Here is a 15,246-nt window from a genome sequence, read left to right on the forward strand (position 1 = left end):
GGGCGTGGCCCCTGCCGGTCCGCGCGACGTGGACCGGGAGCAGGAGCGCACGCCCGACGGCGCCGAGGCCCCCTCGCGCGAGGAGGCGACCGGCGGCCGGCCTCCTCGCGCGGCGCAGCGTCAGCCGTAGTCCTTCTCGACCCGCTCCTGATCCTCTTTGCAGCGGATGCACAGGGTCGTCTCGGGGCGCGCCTCGAGGCGCTTCGCCGAGATCTCCTCTTCACACTCCTCGCACTTGCCGAACGAGCCGTCCTCGATCTTCACGAGCGCCTTCTGGATCTTGTCGAGGAACGACTTCTCGCGGCCACGGAGCCGGAAGGTGAACGACTGCAGGTACTCGCTCGACGCGAGGTCCATCTCGTCAGGGAGATCGTTCGCGTCGAGCATCATGTCCTCGGTCAGCGTTTGCTTGGCCTTCTTGACGATCTCGTCGCGCTTCGTCTCAAGCAGGGTCTTGAACTTTTTCAGCTGGGCCTTGTTCATAGGTCCTCTCGCGTCGAATGCGCCGTTCGGCGCTGCCGTCTGAGCTCCCTGGCGCATGCAAGCCGCGGGGCGCTGACCCCGGCTGCCGGGACTTACGGCTCCGCGACATGTCCGGAGAGGCCAGACAGCCCCCCGAAATTGCGAGGCGCGGGATTCTAGGCGTGGGAGCCGAGCCCGTCAACGACGCCTCCGTCGCAGGCAGAGATCGCCCGAATTCACTGCGGCCGATGCCTCTCGATTCACCCTCGGTCGCCATCAAAGGCCACCACGCCCGCGACCGACCGGACGCTGCGGCATCAATCGGCATCGGTTGTCGGGACAGCGTGGAAAGCATCTGCGGGAAGTCCCCGAGCCGCCGGAAAAGGCGGCGGACTTGGCCTCAAACCCGCATGCTCACCCCAGAGCACGCCGGAAATGAGACGCAGCGGACGGTTTGACGAAAGGCAGCTCACGTGGAACAAATTTATCCCATATTGCTGGATTTCGATCAGAACCGAACCCCGGTCCGTCCCCGCGATGCCTCCACGGTGATCGTCCTCCGTGACGGTCGCGCTGGAATCGAGGTGTTCTGCGTTCGCCGCCACGCGAGCTCGAGCTTCATGGGGGGCGCCGTGGTGTTCCCTGGTGGGAAAGTGGACGCGCAGGACGGCGCGGAAGTCTGGAGGGATCGGGCGACCGAGCCACCGGCGCGCGCCGCTGCGTTCGCGACGGGCGAGACGCCGGCGCGAGCGCTGTGCGTGGCCGCGTGCCGCGAGACGCTGGAGGAAGGGGGCATCCTGCCAACCGATCTTCCTCTGTCCGGCGACGAGGTCGACGCGGTGGGGCGGGAGCTCGCCGCCGGGGCGCCGCTCGATGCGATCCTCGCGCGGCGCGGCCTGAAGCTCGCGCTCGCGGCGCTCGTCCCGTGGGCGCGGTGGATCACGCCCCTCGCCGAGGCGCGGCGCTTCGACGCGCGCTTCTTCCTGCTACCGCTACCGTCAGGCCAGATCGGGCGACACGACGGGCACGAGACGACGATGAGCTTCTGGGCAGCGCCGTCCGACGTCCTGGAGCGCGCCGCGCGTGGGGAGATCCTTCTCGCTCCGCCGACTTCACGCACGCTCGAGCTCCTCGCCGCGGCCCTGGACGTGCGCAGCGCCGTGGCGCTCGCGGAACGCCAGTCGCTCTTGCCGATCTGTCCGCGCTTCGTCCCGGGCGCTGGGGCCGAGTCGCCCTACCTGGCGCTGCCAGGCGACCCTTCGCACGAGACGCGCGATCGGCGCGCCGAGGGTCCGACCCGTTATGTCCTGCGCAACGGGCGCTTCGTCGCCGAAGAATGCTGCGCACATGGATCCCTGATCCACATCAAACAGGAACGAGAGCCAGATCCACCCGTGCCGACCAGCTTCGACGCCCCCCAGACGAATGCCCCCTCCGTGCCGGCGACGCCTGATCTCGAGGAGTGAGCCATGGAAACGAACCCGAAAGAGAACACGACGCAGCCCGAGCTGTTCACCGCGAGCGACGTCGCGCGCTTCTGTCAGGTGGACCTCAAGACCATCCACAATTGGGCGGACAAGGGGGAGATCCGCCACTTCCGCACGCCCGGACGGCACCTCCGTTTCCGGCGGCTGGACGTGCTCGATTTCCTCCGAAAGTACGGCTACCCGATCCCGGAGATCCTCCGGATGGGCAAGCCGAAGGTCGTCGTGGTCGACGACGACCCCTCCGTCCTCGCCGCGCTCCGCAAGACGCTGTCGCGGAGGTTCGACCTGACGACGTTCCAGGATCCGTTCGACGCGCTCGTCGCGGTGGGCAACCTCCAGCCCGACGCGCTCATCCTGGACATCATGATGCCGGGCCTCGACGGCGTGCGCTGCCTGGAGCGGCTCCGCTCCATCGACGCGACCTCGCACATCCGCTGCATCGTGTACTCGAACCACGAGGACATGAAGAAGAACGCGACCGAGGCCGGCGCCTACGACTTCATCAAGAAGGGCGAGGCCGGCGAGCTGCGCGACTCGCTCGAGCGGCTCATGGGCCTCGAGCGAGGGTGACGCCTGCGCGGGCGACGCCCGCGCAGGCCAGCGGCGCCCCTCACTTGCCCTCGCGGTAAGCGCGGATCGCGTTCACGATGGCGTCCGCCATCTTCTGCCGGAAGTCGGCGGTCGCGAGGCGAGCCTCGTCCTCGGGGTTCGAGATGAACGCGGTCTCGAACAGCGCGGCCGGCATGTCGGCGCCCGCGAGGACGAAGAAGCCCGCGCCCCTGACGCCCTGATCCTTCGTGTCGGGGTAGCGGGGCGAGAGCGAGGCCAGCGAGGACCGCTGGAGGAGCTCGGCGAAGTGGCGCGAGCGGGCCGCCATGTCGCCGACGTTGAGGTTCGACAGGATCGCCGCCACCTCGAGGCGGGCGCCGGGATCACCTGGGTCCACGCCCTGCCCTCCCCGCCCGGCGCGGGCGGCGTTCTCGCGCGCCGCGAGCTGCGCCGACGTCGCCTCGCCGTCGTGAGGGGCCGCGAGCGAGAACGTCTGGACCCCACGAGCGCGGCCGTTCTCGCTCGCGTTGCAGTGGATCGAGACGAACAGGTCCGCGTGGAACGCGTTCGCGCGCGCGGTGCGGAGCTCCAGCGGGACGTAGGTGTCGCTGTCCCGCGTGAGGAGCGTCTCGATCTTGAGCTCGCGCGCGAGGAGCGGGGCGACGCGGTGGGCGACGTCGAGCGTCACGTCCTTCTCCTTCAAGCCGGTGGGGCCGACGGCGCCGGTGTCGTTGCCGCCATGCCCCGGGTCGATCGCGACGCGCCGGACCTCTCGCGCGCCGCCGGGGCTGTCCTTGTCATCGCGCAACGGAGGGCGGGTGCTCACGTCGACGACGATCCGGAACGGATCGGGGAGGTAGAAGATCCGGCGGTGCAGGTTGGCGGCGAGATCGAGGACGACGCGCGTTCCATCCGGCTGGACGCCGACGCGCACCCGCCGCAGGACGCCGCCGACCTCGATCTCCCGCGCGATGCCGCGCGACGTCGCCCTCGCGATGTCGACGAACACGCGCGCGTCCTTGCCGGCGCTCTCGTCCGCCGCGAGCGTGCCGACGTCGAACGTCGTCGGCGCGGAGAGCTCGACCACGACGCGCGCCCCTTTGTCCGAGCCGTGCCGCTCGATCGAGGTGATCTTCACCGGGCCGGTGGGCGCGGCCGGCGCCCGGGGGGCGACGACGACATCGCCGGTGGCTTCGGCGGTCGTCACCTGCACCGGCGCCGCGCCCGCCGAGCTCGCGGGCGCGGCGGAGGAGCCCGGCGCCGGGCTCGATGCGAGCGCGAGCGCGAGCGCGACGCCCTCGACGCGGTGTCCCTCCTGCTCCAGCGCGCGCAGCGCATCCCCGCTCGGCCGGTAGGCAGCGGCTTGCGCGAGCGCGAGCGCGAGCGCGCCCAGGCACTGCGAGCGCGGCGCGCCGCCGGACGGCGCGGGCGGGGCGAGGGCCGCGTAGCGCCGCGAGACCAGGTAGAGCTCGCGGTACGCGACGGCCGCGTCGTGAGCGAGCTCGCCGGCGAGCAGCGCGCGGCGGCGCTCGGCCTGGCACGCGCGCTCGACGTTGGCCGGATCGGCCGAGGCGCGGAAGGCCGTCGCCGCCGCGCTGTAGAGCTCCATCGCCTCGCGCGCGTCGGTGACCGCCTGATCGAGGCGGAAGAGCCGCACGCGAAGATCGCCGGCCAGCTCGGCGAGCGAGGCCGCCTGCGCCGGCGCCCCGGCCCGCGATGACGCGATGGCGACGGCATCGGCGAGGGCGACCGTCTCGGCGCGGGGTGGGAGGAGCGCAGCCGGATCGAGCAGCGCGGCGGCGCGCTCCTCGTCGGAGACGCCGGCGGGCGCAGCCGGCGCGCTGCCCTCCGCGCTGCACCCGAGGGTGGCGTGCGCCACCACTGCAAAAAGCGCGATCACCGCGAACGCCGGAGCGCTACGATGTAACCACGCCGGGCTGGTGTGCTGTCGGTTCGCCAGTTCAGCCCCGCGCGCCGAGCGACTGGCGATTCGTCCAGGAGGTTTCACGTGCCCGACCTCACGCCCACTTCATCCACAGGACCCCTCTACGCGGACCGCGCGTCGGGGGAGAGGTTTGCCGACGCGACGAGCATGGTCAACGCGTATCTCGCCCGGTACAACGCGAGCTCTCAAGGCGGTGCCAGTTCGCCGAGCGGCGCTGGCGACAGCACGCTCGACGAGACGGGGTACGCGCAGCTTCAGCACGGGAGCGCGACGATCGGCGTCAACGTGCTGGAGGCGCAAGGCGTCCTGATGGTCTTCTCTCCCATCATGGCCGTCCCCCTGAGCGGGCGCGAGGCGTTCTACAGGCGTCTCCTGGAGCTCAGCTTCGTCATCACCTCCGACGCGGCCTTCGCGATCGACAAATCGCGCAACGAGGTGGTGGTGCGCTGCCTGCGGCGCCTCAGCGCGCTCGAGTACGAAGAGTTCGAGGATATCGTCACGACGGTGAGCCAGGTCGCCGACACCTGGGATGACGCGTTGCTGCGCGAGGCGCGCGGCGGATGACCCGTTCGCGATGGTTTCCGGAGGCACCAGGGGGGTGCTCATTCCCGCCGTACGCGGCAGCTGGTGATGCGCCGATCCGTCGCGAGATTGCGGTGCAGCAGACGCGGGTGGTAAGTTCCTCACCGCGATGACTGCGGGGGAGCAACCGACGACCGCGGAACCTGGTGAGCGCTCCCTCTCTGCTGAGGAGGCGGAACGGATCGCGTCGTCGATCCGGCCATCCTGGGAGGGGTTCGACGAGCTGTCGGGCGCCCGAGGCGACGCGCGCGGCGGCGCCCTTGGTCAGGAGCCCGGCGCATCCGCTGCGAAATCGTCGGAAGCCCAGGCGGCCTCCCCCGCCGAAGCGCCGGCGGTGAAGCCTGGACCCGCGGTGGCGCCTTCTCCTGCTGCACCTGCGGCGCCCACGACGCGCGTCATCGAGGCCCCACCAGCCGGCGCGTCCGGCGTGTCCGACACCGTGATCGAGGGGGTCCCGACCATCGCGATCGGCGAAGACCCGCCGGGGCCGCCCGCGGCGGGGGCCAACTCCCGCGACGCGGGAGCGGCGGGGGCCGGTGAGCAGGCCAGCCCCTCGCCTCAGCCGCTCATCGACGCCCGGACGGCCGGCGGCGCCGCGGACGCGAGCGCCCCGATTGCCCAGGAGAGCGGCGCGGTGACGCGGAACCAGCCGCCCGCGCCGGCAGGGAAAACACAGGTAGGAATGGGTGAGCCGGCGGCCGCGGCCGGCGCGCACGCCCCTGAGCCGCAGCCGCAGCCGCAGGTGGACCGGTCCCCCTCCCCGCCCCCGGAGAACGAACCGCCGTCGGCACGGCCGGCGCGCAGAGGCTCCCGCGCGGCGCATCCGGCGAGGGAGAGCGCTGATTCCGTGGCCGCGTCCGGCGTCCGCACGGAAGACCAAGATCCGATCGAGATCCCCGTGTCCACGCCGAACAAGACGGCGCTGCGGGTCGTGCTCGCCCTCGCGGGCGTGGCCTTGCTGCTCATCGTCGTTCGCACCTTGCGTCAAGACGACGCCGGACAGGATCCAGGGCCCCCGGCGGCATCGTCGATGGCGGAGACACCCGCCGCAGCGACCACGCCCCCCGCCGCCTCGCAGGCGCCTCCCGCGGCAGCGACGGCCGCCCCCGCTAAGGACGACGGCGCCTCGCCGGCGCCGAGCGCCTCAGCGTCGCCTCCGGCTCCGACGGCGACAGCATCTGCCGCCGCGGCGGCGCCTCCCTCTGTCACGACGCCTCCTGCGGCCACGGCGCCTGCATCGGCCACGGCGCCTGCTTCCGCCGGGAGCGCAGCGACGCCCGCGGTGCCAGCGACCAGCCCGAAGGCAGCCCCCCCTGCACAGAGGCCCGCGCCTCCAGCACCCGCGCAGCGTGGCACGAGTTCGACAGGAGGCAGCAAGGGCGGCGGCATCATCCGCGATGCGCCGTTCTGAAGCGCACCTCTCTCTCGCCTCGGCAGCGAGGCCTGCTGCAATCGTATCCTTTCGCGGACGCCGACGAGGCGAAGCCCGATCTGAGGAGCCATGAAAACACGCGCCTGCGCCCCAGTCCTCCTGCTCTCGCTGATCGCTCCCGCCGTGCTCACGGAGGCCGGGCTCCCCCCTTCTCTCTTCAGCGAGCCGCTGAGCTTCGCGCAACCGTCCGATCCCGTGACCGAGGTCGCGCGCCAGCGCTACGAGGAAGGGGTCAAGGCGTACGACGCCGGTCGGTTCGAGGAGGCACGCACCGCGTTCCTTCAGGTCTACGCGCTCAAGCGACACCCGGCAGTGCTGCTCAACCTCGGCCAGAGCGAGCTTCGCTCCAATCACCTCCAGGACGCCGGCAAGCACCTGCAGCAGTTCCTGCGCGAGCACGCCGCGGCGACGCCGGAGCAGCGCGCCGCAGCGGAGAAGGCGATCGCCGATGTGAAACGGAAGACCGGCTTCCTCGTCGTGACCGCTGACGCGAATGGCGCGGACATCAGCGTTGACGGCGTCCTCATCGGCAAGGCGCCGCTGCTCGATCCGGTGTTCGTGACGCCCGGCAAGCACACCTTGTTCGCGACCTACCTCGACCGATCAGCGACCACGCAGGTGGACGCGAAGATCGGCACAGCCACGCCCGCGACGCTCACCCTCGGAACGACCGGTGCGACGCCCGCGACGCCGCCTGTCGGCGCGCCCACCCCGGCGACGCCGACCGCTGCGCCCACCTCAGCCCCCCCGGGCGCCGTGCCGACAACGCCGGCACAGCCTCCGGCCACGAACACCACGCCGCCAGCGCCGGGCGCGACCGCTCCCGGCGCGATGGCTCCGGGCGCCGCCGCGCCGAGCCCCTCACCGTCACCAGCAGCGCCGACGAGCTCGGGCGCCGTCAGCGTCTCGACGAGCAGCACGATGGGCTCGATGAGCTCGGCGCAGGCCTCCGGCGGACGCGAGCCGTTCTTCCACTGGTACGCTCGCAAGCCGCTCGCCTGGGCAGGGACCGGCGTCGCCGGGGTCGGCCTGGTCATGGGGATCGTCGGCTCGGCCATCACGGTGGACGCGCGCAGCAGCGCCGACGACATCGGGCAGCAGATCGAGACGTACGTCGCGGGTCACCAGAGCGCGATCCCCGTGAACCGCAGGTCTCAGCCCTGTGGCGCGCGCGAAGATCCGTCGGGCGACCTCCCCGACTTCAGGAACGCGTGCGGAAAGCTCCGCGAGAAGCTCGACCGCTTTGACGGCGCGGTCCCTTTGGCGATCACAGGGTGGGTCCTCTTCGGCGTCGGGGTCGTCGGCACCGCGACCTACGCCATGATCGATTGGTACCCGCAGAAGCAGCAGACCGCGGCCGACGGGCCGCGCATCACCGCGATCGCGCCGTTCGTGGCGCCAGGTCAGGCCACGCTCAGCGTCGCAGGCGCCTTTTAGCGCTGCGGTCCGGTGCGCTCGCGCCGCGGATCGAGCTCACGTATCCCTCGCGGCACGAAGCAGATCCCGCATGGTCGACCGCGGGACATCCGCGAGCCGCGCAGCGGCGCTGACGTTGCCGCCCACCTCCTCGAAGGCGCGGAGCGCATCGGCGGGCGTGATCTTCCGGCGGACCGGGGGCTCGCGATCCGCGATGACCGCCGTGATGTGCTCGGGCAGCACACGGCCATGCGCGCGCAGCGCGGCCTGGATGAGCACGTTCCGCAGCTCCCGGACGTTGCCTTGCCAGCGATGCGCCCTCAGCGCGGCGAGCGCCCCAGGGGACAGCTGGCGCCGGCCAATCTCGGAGCTCGCCAGGAGGTGCTCGGCCAGGAGCGGGATGTCGTCGGGCCGATCGCGCAGCGCGGGGAGCTGAAGACGGCACACCGCCAGGCGCTCGTAGAGATCGGCGCGGAAGCGACGCTCACTGACGAGGGTCTCCAAAGGCTCGCAGGTGGCGACGACGAGCCGCACGTTGACCTGCGTCGCCCTCTCCGCGCCCAGCGGGCGGACCATCCCCTCCTCCACGACGCGCAGCAGCTTCGCCTGGACCTCCAGCGAGAGCGCCGCGATCTCGTCGAGGAAGAGCGTCCCATGGCTGGCCTCGACAAACGCACCCTGACGCTCTCGAACCGCGCCGGTGAACGCACCCCGACGATGGCCGAACAGCTCGGACTCGGCGAGCTCCCGCAGGATCGTGGCGGCGTTGAGGACCACGAACGGCCGGTCGGCCCGGGTGCTCTCCGCGTGGATCGCCCGGGCCACGAGGTCCTTGCCCGTGCCCGACTCGCCGCGCAGCAGCACGGGGAGCTGGAGCGGCGCCACCCGCCGCACCGCCGCGGCGAGCTGCCGCATGGGCCGCGAGCGGCCGATGAGCCCGGGGAGCGGCGGCCCATCCTCCTCGATCACCGGGATTTTTCGGGCCGCCTCGACGCACATCGCCGTGCGACCGATCTCGAAGCAGCCGCCAGGAACGAGCATCGCCTGCCGCACGCGGACGCCGCCGACGCGAACGCCGTTGCGAGAGCCGAGGTCCGTCACCTCGATCGATGCGCCGCGGTGCGCGACGCGGCAGTGCCGGGCGCTCACCGCGGCATCGTCGAGCCTCACGTCCGCAGCCGGAGCGCTGCCCAGGATGAGCTCGGCCCCCGGCGCGACGGCGATGCGCGCTGGAGCGCCTCCGCCGGGATGCTCGCAGCGGAGCCACACCGTGGCGAGCGCGTCGCTATCGTCCACGATCTCCACGGTGACGTCCCGGATCGAGAGGGGCTCACCGCCGCGCGCGCCGGGGTCCGATCGACCGCCGGGCCCTCCGACGAGCGCTCCCGGCAGCGCCACGAGGGGCGCGGCCGGCGCCGCAGGCGGCGCGGACGCCGCCCTATCGCCGTGAGCCGAGGTGAGGGGTCTAAAAGGGCTGTCGTGGTCGCTGCGGATCTGTGCGTCGTCCATGTCCAGGAGGTTTGTCGTCGGCACGCGAGGCGCAGTTGCGTCGCCCGGACGACATTCCTGCTCGTCGGCACGCGCCCCCTTTGCGCTCTGGACCGCGCTGTTCTAGAGGCCGTTCGTGAGATCGCGCTCGACAAGGTGGACCGCGCCGATGCTCGGCGTGGCGGCAGCGGGCTGGGTGCTCTCGGCCAACCAGGCCCTCGCCCAGCCCGCAGATCAGACGACGGCCGCAGCCGAGGAGACGGCCGCAGCCGAGGAAGAAGAGGAGGCCGGACCGGAAGCCGGGGTGAAGCGCCCCGCCGGGCCCGACGAGCGAAGCGGACACCTTCTGCTCCAGGGCCGGGCCGGGTACAGCCAGCCCTTCGGCGGCATGGCCGCCGGTCAACCGGTCACCGACACGGTCTCGGGCGGGTTCGCCTTCGGCGCCAACCTCGGCATCGGCTTGAGCCGCGTGACCGTCCTGGAAGCAAGCGGCTCCTACACCCTGCTCCCGGCAGCGGCAGGCTGCAGCGACTGCTCCGGCCGAAGCCTCGACCTGGGGCTAGGGTTCGTCTACCACGTCGCCCAGGGGATCGCGGTAGACCCCTGGATCAGCTACGGCGTGGGGTACCGGCGAACGGTCTTCACATCGCCGGAGGCCTCGGCGGCCGGCTCGACAGCGACCGATCGTGTGTTCCACGGTCTCGATGTCGCCCGCATCGCGCTGGGCGCCGACTTCTACCCGGCCCCGATCCTTGGCGTCGGCGTGTTCGCCGAGCTCGACGCCGGCACCTACCTCTCCCGCCCTGACGAGGGTTCCGACCCCACGGCTTACGGATTCTTCCAGTTCGGTGTGCGCCTCGCGCTGGATCCCCTACCCCGGGGCACGCGACCACCGGCAGCCTCGGCCGGTACGTCACCGAGGATCGCCGCTCAAGCGACCGGCTCCCAGGGAGCAGCCCGCCGCTAAAGCAGCCGGAATGTGGGCGGTCCAGAGCGAGGGGCAGGTATAATCTGCCGCGAATGGGCGAGTTCAGGACGAGCAGCCGCACCCGACCCGTCGCGGCTGCCGTGACCGACGTAGGTCGCCAGCGAAAGCACAACGAGGACAACATCCTCGTGAAGTCCGAGCTCGGCCTCTTCGTCGTGGCGGACGGCATGGGCGGGCACAACGCGGGCAACGTCGCCAGCGCGCTCGCGACCAAGTCGCTCGACAACTTCTTCGAGGCGACCCGCGCCGGCAGCTTGCCAGGCCCCGTCCCGGCCGACGAACAGGAGCTCGATCCGGAAGCACGGCGCGTCGTCGCGGCGATCCGCAAGGCGAACCACGATGTGTTCGTCATCTCGAACACGTACACCCAGCACCAGGGCATGGGCTCGACGGTGGTCGCCGCCTACGTGTCGTGCGAAACGGAGCAGATCCACGTCGGGCACGTCGGCGACAGCCGCTGCTACCGGATCCGACACGGCGAGATCGAGCAGCTCACGAAGGACCACTCGCTCATCAACGACGCCCTCGCGCTCAAGCCCGACCTGAGCCAGGACGAGCTGGCGAGGCTCCCGAAGAACATCATCACGCGCGCGCTCGGCATGAAGGACGCCGTGAAGGTCGACATCCGCTCGGAGCACACCCAGCCCGGCGACGTCTTCCTGCTCTGCTCGGACGGGTTGAGCGGGATGATCTCGGAGCAGCAGATGCTCGATGTGTTCGACGTCACCCAGGATCCGCACGAGGCCTGCGAGCTCCTCATCGAGATGGCCAACGAGGCGGGCGGGACCGACAACATCTCGGCGCTGATCGTCCGCATCCAGCTCGACGCGCAGGACGAGCGGCAACCGAACAGCGCCGAGCTCGACGACACGCGGCCCCTCCACGTCGATGAGTTCGGCGAGACGGTTCCGCCCGCGGCGGTCCACGAGGGACAGCTCCAGGTCGACGAGGTCGATCTCGACGTCGCGGCGCAGCAGGTCCACTCCATCGCGGACAGCAGCCTGCGGAGCCAGGCCCACAGCGCGCCAGGCACGGTGGCGCGCATGGCCGCCGCGCCGCTCACGGATCGGCGCTCGCGGGCCGCCGCTGGCTCCGGTCGCTACACCGCGGTGACGACGGCGGCGAGGCCTCCCGCGAAGGAAGCCCCGCCATCGAAGCCCGCAAAACGCGCGACCGAGGTGCGGGTCGCGCGGTGCGCGCACTGCAAGCACGAGCTCTTCATCGGCAACCGGTTCTGCGTCGAGTGTGGCGCCCCCATCAAGCCGTGAGCCGCGCCGCGGGCGCGCTCGGGTCGGCCGCGTCGGCGTCGACCTGCGCGCCGGCGGCGTCGGCCTGCGCGCCGGTCGCGAGCAGCGACCGACGCCGCGGGCCGACGCCGCACGTCACTTGACCGCGAGCAGCTCGACCTCGAAGACGAGGGTCGAGTTCGGCGGGATCACGGGCGGGAAGCCGCGAGCGCCGTAGCCGAGCTCCGGCGGGATCGTCAGCTTGCGGAGGCCGCCGATCTTCATGCCGGCGACCCCCTGATCCCATCCCTTGATCACCTGCCCGGCCCCCAGCTTGAACGAGAATCCCTGGCCGCGGTCGCGCGAGCTGTCGAACTTGTCGCCGTTGGTCAGCGTGCCGACGTAGTGCACCGTCACGAGCTGGCCGTGCTTCGCCTCCGCGCCTGTGCCTTCCTTGAGGTCCTCGATCCCGAGCTCTGCTTGCATGGTCGACTCCTTTCGGCGCGATGGGAGGAGCGCTGCACGGTCGCGTCAAGCCGAAGCAGCAGATGAGCCCTCCGGACGAGCGCCCGCGAGCGCAAAGACGCCCGTGGAATCGTGGCTCAGCCGCCGAAACCAGGGAACGTGAACACGGGCGCGCCTCCGGTCATCCGCCAGGTGTTGGCGGTCTGCTGGACGACGGGCTGCCGCAGCAGCGGGTGCGGGTGCGTCTGCTCGAAGGCAAACAGGATCGTGGCGGGCGTGAGCTGATCGAGCGACGCGAAGAAGCCGAGCGTGAGCATCGCGCCGCCCTCGGTCCATCGGTACCCCTGCTGCCGCGCGCCAGCGGCGAGCAGGTTGTTCACGCCCGCCACGTCCGCCGCGATCTCGTTCGGCTGGTTGAAGATGGGGAGCGTGCGCGACAGCATCCGCCCAAGATCCGCGGGCGTGACGCCCCGGCTCCCCCCCTGCCCGTTCGCGCAGCCCGTGTGCCCGAGGTGATGGTGGCCGAGCTCGTGGCCGAGAACGAACGCGAGCTGCTCGTGGTAGAGCTGGCGCTGCCGCTCGACCTTGCGCGCGTCCGTGTGCTGCACCGGATCGACGAAGCCCACCGGCGGCCGGACGATCGGCTGCCCAGGCCGCTGCCGCTGCGCGAGCATCCGCAGGAACTCGTCGAGCTTCCTCGTCCCGAAGACCTCGTCGGTCGCCTTGAACTGCGCGATCTGCGCCTCGACCTCGAGCAGCCCATCGGTGATCGCCATGAACGGCATCCGCTGGTCGTCACAGCCGGCGAACGCGTTCACCTCGCCCACCGTCGGATCGGCGATGAAGGGGATGCCCCTCACCTTCTGCTGCGAGGCCGCCGGCAGCGCGCCGATCAACGCGCCCATGACGACGCCGGCCTCGGACTGGAGCCAGCTGACGTTGATGTCGTTGATGGGATCGCCGAGCACAGGCAGCCCCGGCATCGTGGGCACGTTGAAGGTAGGCGCCGGCACAGGCCCGGTCTGCGCCGGCGGGTACCCGGGCTGCTGCGGGTACCCGGGCTGCTGTGGAGGAGCACCCTGCTGGGGCGCGCCGTACGGAGGATAGGCCTGGCCGTACGACGGCTGAGACGCAGGCCGGCGCGAGCTGCCTCGCTGACAGCCTGCGACCAGTCCGAGAGCCAGAACGAGGGCGCCGATCGGTCGAAGCAGATTCATCGCCGCGAGCATAGCGCACGGCGAGCGGGTCAACCTCGCCGCACCGCGCGCAAGATCTCGTCGCGCGGTCGCGGTCCGTGGCGCACGCCGCGGCGCCGCGATGAGCCGAAAGCCGGGCGCCGGGCGTCAGGCGCAGGAGGACCGATGAACAGACACCGTGCCTGGTCTGCCGCCGCCGCCACCCTGTGGATCAGCGCCGCCGCGCTCTCTGGCTGCGGCGGCGCCTCCGTCGCGCAAGCCCCGGTGGCGCCGGAGCCCGCCGGCGCGACCTCGATGTCGCCGCACAAGGGAAGCGCCGTCGAGACGGCCGATGATGCGCTCGCGGAGCTCGAGCGCGCGGAGGACGAGCTCGATCAGGCGATCGGCGCGCCCGCGCAGCGCGACGAGGGCCGGGCCGTGGCGGAAGCGGCGCAGCCGGGAGCGCCGCCGCCGGCGACTTCACCGCCGAGTCCGAGCGTACCCGACAGCCGAGCCGCGCCGTCACCGCGGGCGACGGCCGCCGGCGGCGAGCCCCCGGCCAAGAAGATCGAGGCCGAGCCGACGTCCGCGCCGCCGTGCGAAACCGCGTGCCGCGCGCTCGCGTCCATGAGCCGCGCGGCGCAGCACCTCTGCGGGCTCGCAGGCGATGCGGACCAGCGGTGCGATTCCGCACGCGCCCGGGTCAAGAGCGCGACAGACCGGGTCGAGGCGCGGTGCCCGCGCTGCGCCGAGCCCTGAGCCTCGACCAGGGACGCACCGCCGGCCGCTCCAGCTCGACATGAGCGGCGCTGCCGTCGCGCACAGCTGTGCCCACCTCGATGCGGGCCGAGCGCGCCTTCCGCTCAGACGACGGCCTCACGGGCCCGGCGCGAGGAGCTGAAGCAGCCGCACATTTTTGTACATATCCCCGAGCGAGCCTGCCGCCGCATGGCCGGCCTTCGCGAGCAGCTCGAGCTCCTCGGGGCGCACCTCCACCTGCACCGTCAGCCGGCCGGCGCCCGGCTCCACCGCGAGGGTGGCGCGCTTCGCGATCTCGACGAGCGCCGCCCCGGACTCCGGGCCAACGAGCGCCTTCAGCGCATCGACGTTCGCGCGCTTCTCCTCGAGGAGCTTCCGGAGCTCTTCGGCCGCCTCGGCCGACGCGGCGTCGATCGCGACGGTCGCCGAGAGCCCGCCCTTCGTCGCGACGCCGACGGTGACAGCGCGCGGGCCCGTGGAGCCGGTCAGGATCGCGCGGAGGCTCGGCTTGCTCTCGGAAAGGAGGGCGACGCCCAGGAGGGGACGAGCCCACCCGATGTGCGCGAGGCGCGACGTCGCCTCGTCCCGGCTCGCCAGCGACGTCCCCGCCTCCTCGGCGTCGATGCTCGCGCGGATGTCCGGCTCGGCGCCATACAGCAGGATCGACCCGTCGCGCACGGCGATCGCGTCCTCGCCGGCGCGGAGCAGGTACTTCACGCCTTTGTACTCTGCCTGGACGTAGCTGTGCGTCGCCAGTCGCTCCGCGAGCTTCTGCTCGTTGAAACGCCCGCGCGCGACCACGAGCGACGGGGCGACGACCAGCTTGTCGACGTCGAACCCGAGATCGACGCCCGTCGCCTTCTTGATGTCGTCACGGGTGCGCTCGATGTGCAGGCGCACCGCGCCCCCCTCCGCGCCGAGCGCCTGCAGGTCGATCTGGTGAGGGTCGACGATCACCACGCCGGGGACGTTGCCTTGGACATATTCGAGCAGCGACTCGTCTCTCGGGAAGGTCGCGGCGCGGAGGTGCGCCACGCCGAAGCCGAGGAGCCCGGTCTGCTGGGCGAGGACGATGATGAGAACGAGGCCGACGAGCACGATGTACTTGGCCTTGCCTCGCTTCTTCGTAGCTCCGGCGACCTGGACCGGCTTCGACGCGCTCTCGGTGCTCATCTGTGCTCGCTGCGCCCTCTCTGGGATGCTGCGCGCCGCCAGGCCCCTGCGGGAACCGCCTCCGCAGAACCGCAAGCGCCGCTCGTGGACCCGGGGCGC

The 15,246-nt window shown here is 71.7% G+C and carries 16 protein-coding genes; 8 read left to right on the forward strand and 8 right to left on the reverse strand.

Going from position 1 to position 15,246, the window contains the following annotated elements; translation table 11 throughout:
- Nucleotides 1-4: 4 nt before the first annotated feature.
- Nucleotides 5-130 (forward strand): hypothetical protein, encoded by a 126-nt coding sequence (locus tag WME97_RS20785; protein ID WP_437554230.1) that lies wholly within the window; start codon nucleotides 5-7, stop codon nucleotides 128-130.
- Here the strand turns inward: WME97_RS20785 and WME97_RS20790 are convergent.
- Entirely contained in the window at nucleotides 121-483 is a 363-nt protein-coding gene (locus WME97_RS20790) for a TraR/DksA family transcriptional regulator (protein ID WP_012236416.1), read from the reverse strand. The two genes, WME97_RS20785 and WME97_RS20790, sit on opposite strands and share 10 nt — an antisense overlap.
- Before the next feature lie 527 nt (nucleotides 484-1,010).
- On the opposite strand from WME97_RS20790, the gene WME97_RS20795 reads away from it, so the two are divergent.
- Both WME97_RS20795 and WME97_RS20800 read left to right on the forward strand, forming a co-directional pair.
- Nucleotides 1,011-1,928, forward strand: coding sequence for an NUDIX hydrolase (locus WME97_RS20795; RefSeq protein WP_437554233.1), 918 nt, complete (start codon nucleotides 1,011-1,013; stop codon nucleotides 1,926-1,928).
- Between the two features lie 3 nt (nucleotides 1,929-1,931).
- Complete coding sequence (locus tag WME97_RS20800) at nucleotides 1,932-2,519, forward strand: response regulator (protein WP_012236418.1); 588 nt, start codon at nucleotides 1,932-1,934, stop codon at nucleotides 2,517-2,519.
- Between the two features lie 40 nt (nucleotides 2,520-2,559).
- On the opposite strand, the gene WME97_RS20805 is transcribed toward WME97_RS20800, so the two are convergent.
- Nucleotides 2,560-4,377, reverse strand: coding sequence for an N-acetylmuramoyl-L-alanine amidase (locus tag WME97_RS20805; protein WP_437554235.1), 1,818 nt, complete (start codon nucleotides 4,375-4,377; stop codon nucleotides 2,560-2,562).
- 213 nt (nucleotides 4,378-4,590) lie between these two features.
- Here WME97_RS20805 and WME97_RS20810 point away from each other — a divergent pair, with 213 nt between their 5' ends.
- Nucleotides 4,591-5,007, forward strand: coding sequence for a YbjN domain-containing protein (locus tag WME97_RS20810; RefSeq protein ID WP_437554237.1), 417 nt, complete (start codon nucleotides 4,591-4,593; stop codon nucleotides 5,005-5,007).
- A gap of 576 nt (nucleotides 5,008-5,583) precedes the next feature.
- On the opposite strand, the gene WME97_RS20815 is transcribed toward WME97_RS20810, so the two are convergent.
- The gene (locus WME97_RS20815; protein ID WP_437554239.1) at nucleotides 5,584-5,991 is read right to left on the reverse strand and encodes a hypothetical protein; all 408 of its coding nucleotides are present in this window, start codon (nucleotides 5,989-5,991) and stop codon (nucleotides 5,584-5,586) included.
- 535 nt (nucleotides 5,992-6,526) lie between these two features.
- On the opposite strand from WME97_RS20815, the gene WME97_RS20820 reads away from it, so the two are divergent.
- Entirely contained in the window at nucleotides 6,527-7,894 is a 1,368-nt protein-coding gene (locus tag WME97_RS20820) for a hypothetical protein (protein ID WP_437554241.1), read from the forward strand.
- Nucleotides 7,895-7,930: 36 nt separating this feature from the next.
- Here the strand turns inward: WME97_RS20820 and WME97_RS20825 are convergent, their stop codons facing one another.
- Nucleotides 7,931-9,271: a sigma 54-interacting transcriptional regulator gene (locus WME97_RS20825; RefSeq protein ID WP_437554243.1), complete on the reverse strand. Its 1,341-nt coding sequence runs from the start codon at nucleotides 9,269-9,271 to the stop codon at nucleotides 7,931-7,933.
- Nucleotides 9,272-9,530: 259 nt separating this feature from the next.
- Between WME97_RS20825 and WME97_RS20830 the strand changes: the two genes are divergently transcribed.
- Both WME97_RS20830 and WME97_RS20835 read left to right on the forward strand, forming a co-directional pair.
- Entirely contained in the window at nucleotides 9,531-10,328 is a 798-nt protein-coding gene (locus WME97_RS20830; protein ID WP_437554245.1) for a hypothetical protein, read from the forward strand.
- 101 nt (nucleotides 10,329-10,429) lie between these two features.
- Nucleotides 10,430-11,617: a Stp1/IreP family PP2C-type Ser/Thr phosphatase gene (locus WME97_RS20835; RefSeq protein ID WP_437554246.1), complete on the forward strand. Its 1,188-nt coding sequence runs from the start codon at nucleotides 10,430-10,432 to the stop codon at nucleotides 11,615-11,617.
- Here WME97_RS20835 and WME97_RS20840 read toward each other — a convergent pair.
- The 3 genes from WME97_RS20840 to WME97_RS20850 all read right to left on the reverse strand — a co-directional run bounded on the left by WME97_RS20840 (nucleotide 11,607) and on the right by WME97_RS20850 (nucleotide 13,023).
- Complete coding sequence (locus WME97_RS20840) at nucleotides 11,607-11,735, reverse strand: hypothetical protein (RefSeq protein ID WP_437554248.1); 129 nt, start codon at nucleotides 11,733-11,735, stop codon at nucleotides 11,607-11,609. The two genes, WME97_RS20835 and WME97_RS20840, sit on opposite strands and share 11 nt — an antisense overlap.
- Nucleotides 11,732-12,061, reverse strand: coding sequence for an FKBP-type peptidyl-prolyl cis-trans isomerase (locus WME97_RS20845; RefSeq protein ID WP_012236426.1), 330 nt, complete (start codon nucleotides 12,059-12,061; stop codon nucleotides 11,732-11,734). The genes WME97_RS20840 and WME97_RS20845 overlap by 4 nt, the downstream gene beginning before the upstream one ends.
- A gap of 116 nt (nucleotides 12,062-12,177) precedes the next feature.
- A complete protein-coding gene (locus tag WME97_RS20850) occupies nucleotides 12,178-13,023 on the reverse strand; it encodes a M48 family metalloprotease (protein ID WP_437554251.1) in 846 nt (281 codons plus the stop codon).
- A gap of 378 nt (nucleotides 13,024-13,401) precedes the next feature.
- Between WME97_RS20850 and WME97_RS20855 the strand changes: the two genes are divergently transcribed.
- The gene (locus WME97_RS20855) at nucleotides 13,402-13,974 is read left to right on the forward strand and encodes a hypothetical protein (RefSeq protein WP_437554253.1); all 573 of its coding nucleotides are present in this window, start codon (nucleotides 13,402-13,404) and stop codon (nucleotides 13,972-13,974) included.
- Between the two features lie 117 nt (nucleotides 13,975-14,091).
- Here WME97_RS20855 and WME97_RS20860 read toward each other — a convergent pair whose 3' ends face one another.
- Nucleotides 14,092-15,147 carry a hypothetical protein gene (locus WME97_RS20860; protein ID WP_437554255.1) on the reverse strand — a complete coding sequence of 352 codons (1,056 nt, stop codon included), beginning with the start codon at nucleotides 15,145-15,147 and terminating at the stop codon, nucleotides 14,092-14,094.
- Nucleotides 15,148-15,246: the final 99 nt, after the last annotated feature.

Source organism: Sorangium sp. So ce367 (assembly GCF_051520455.1).
Lineage (GTDB): Bacteria > Myxococcota_A > Polyangia > Polyangiales > Polyangiaceae > Sorangium > Sorangium cellulosum_B.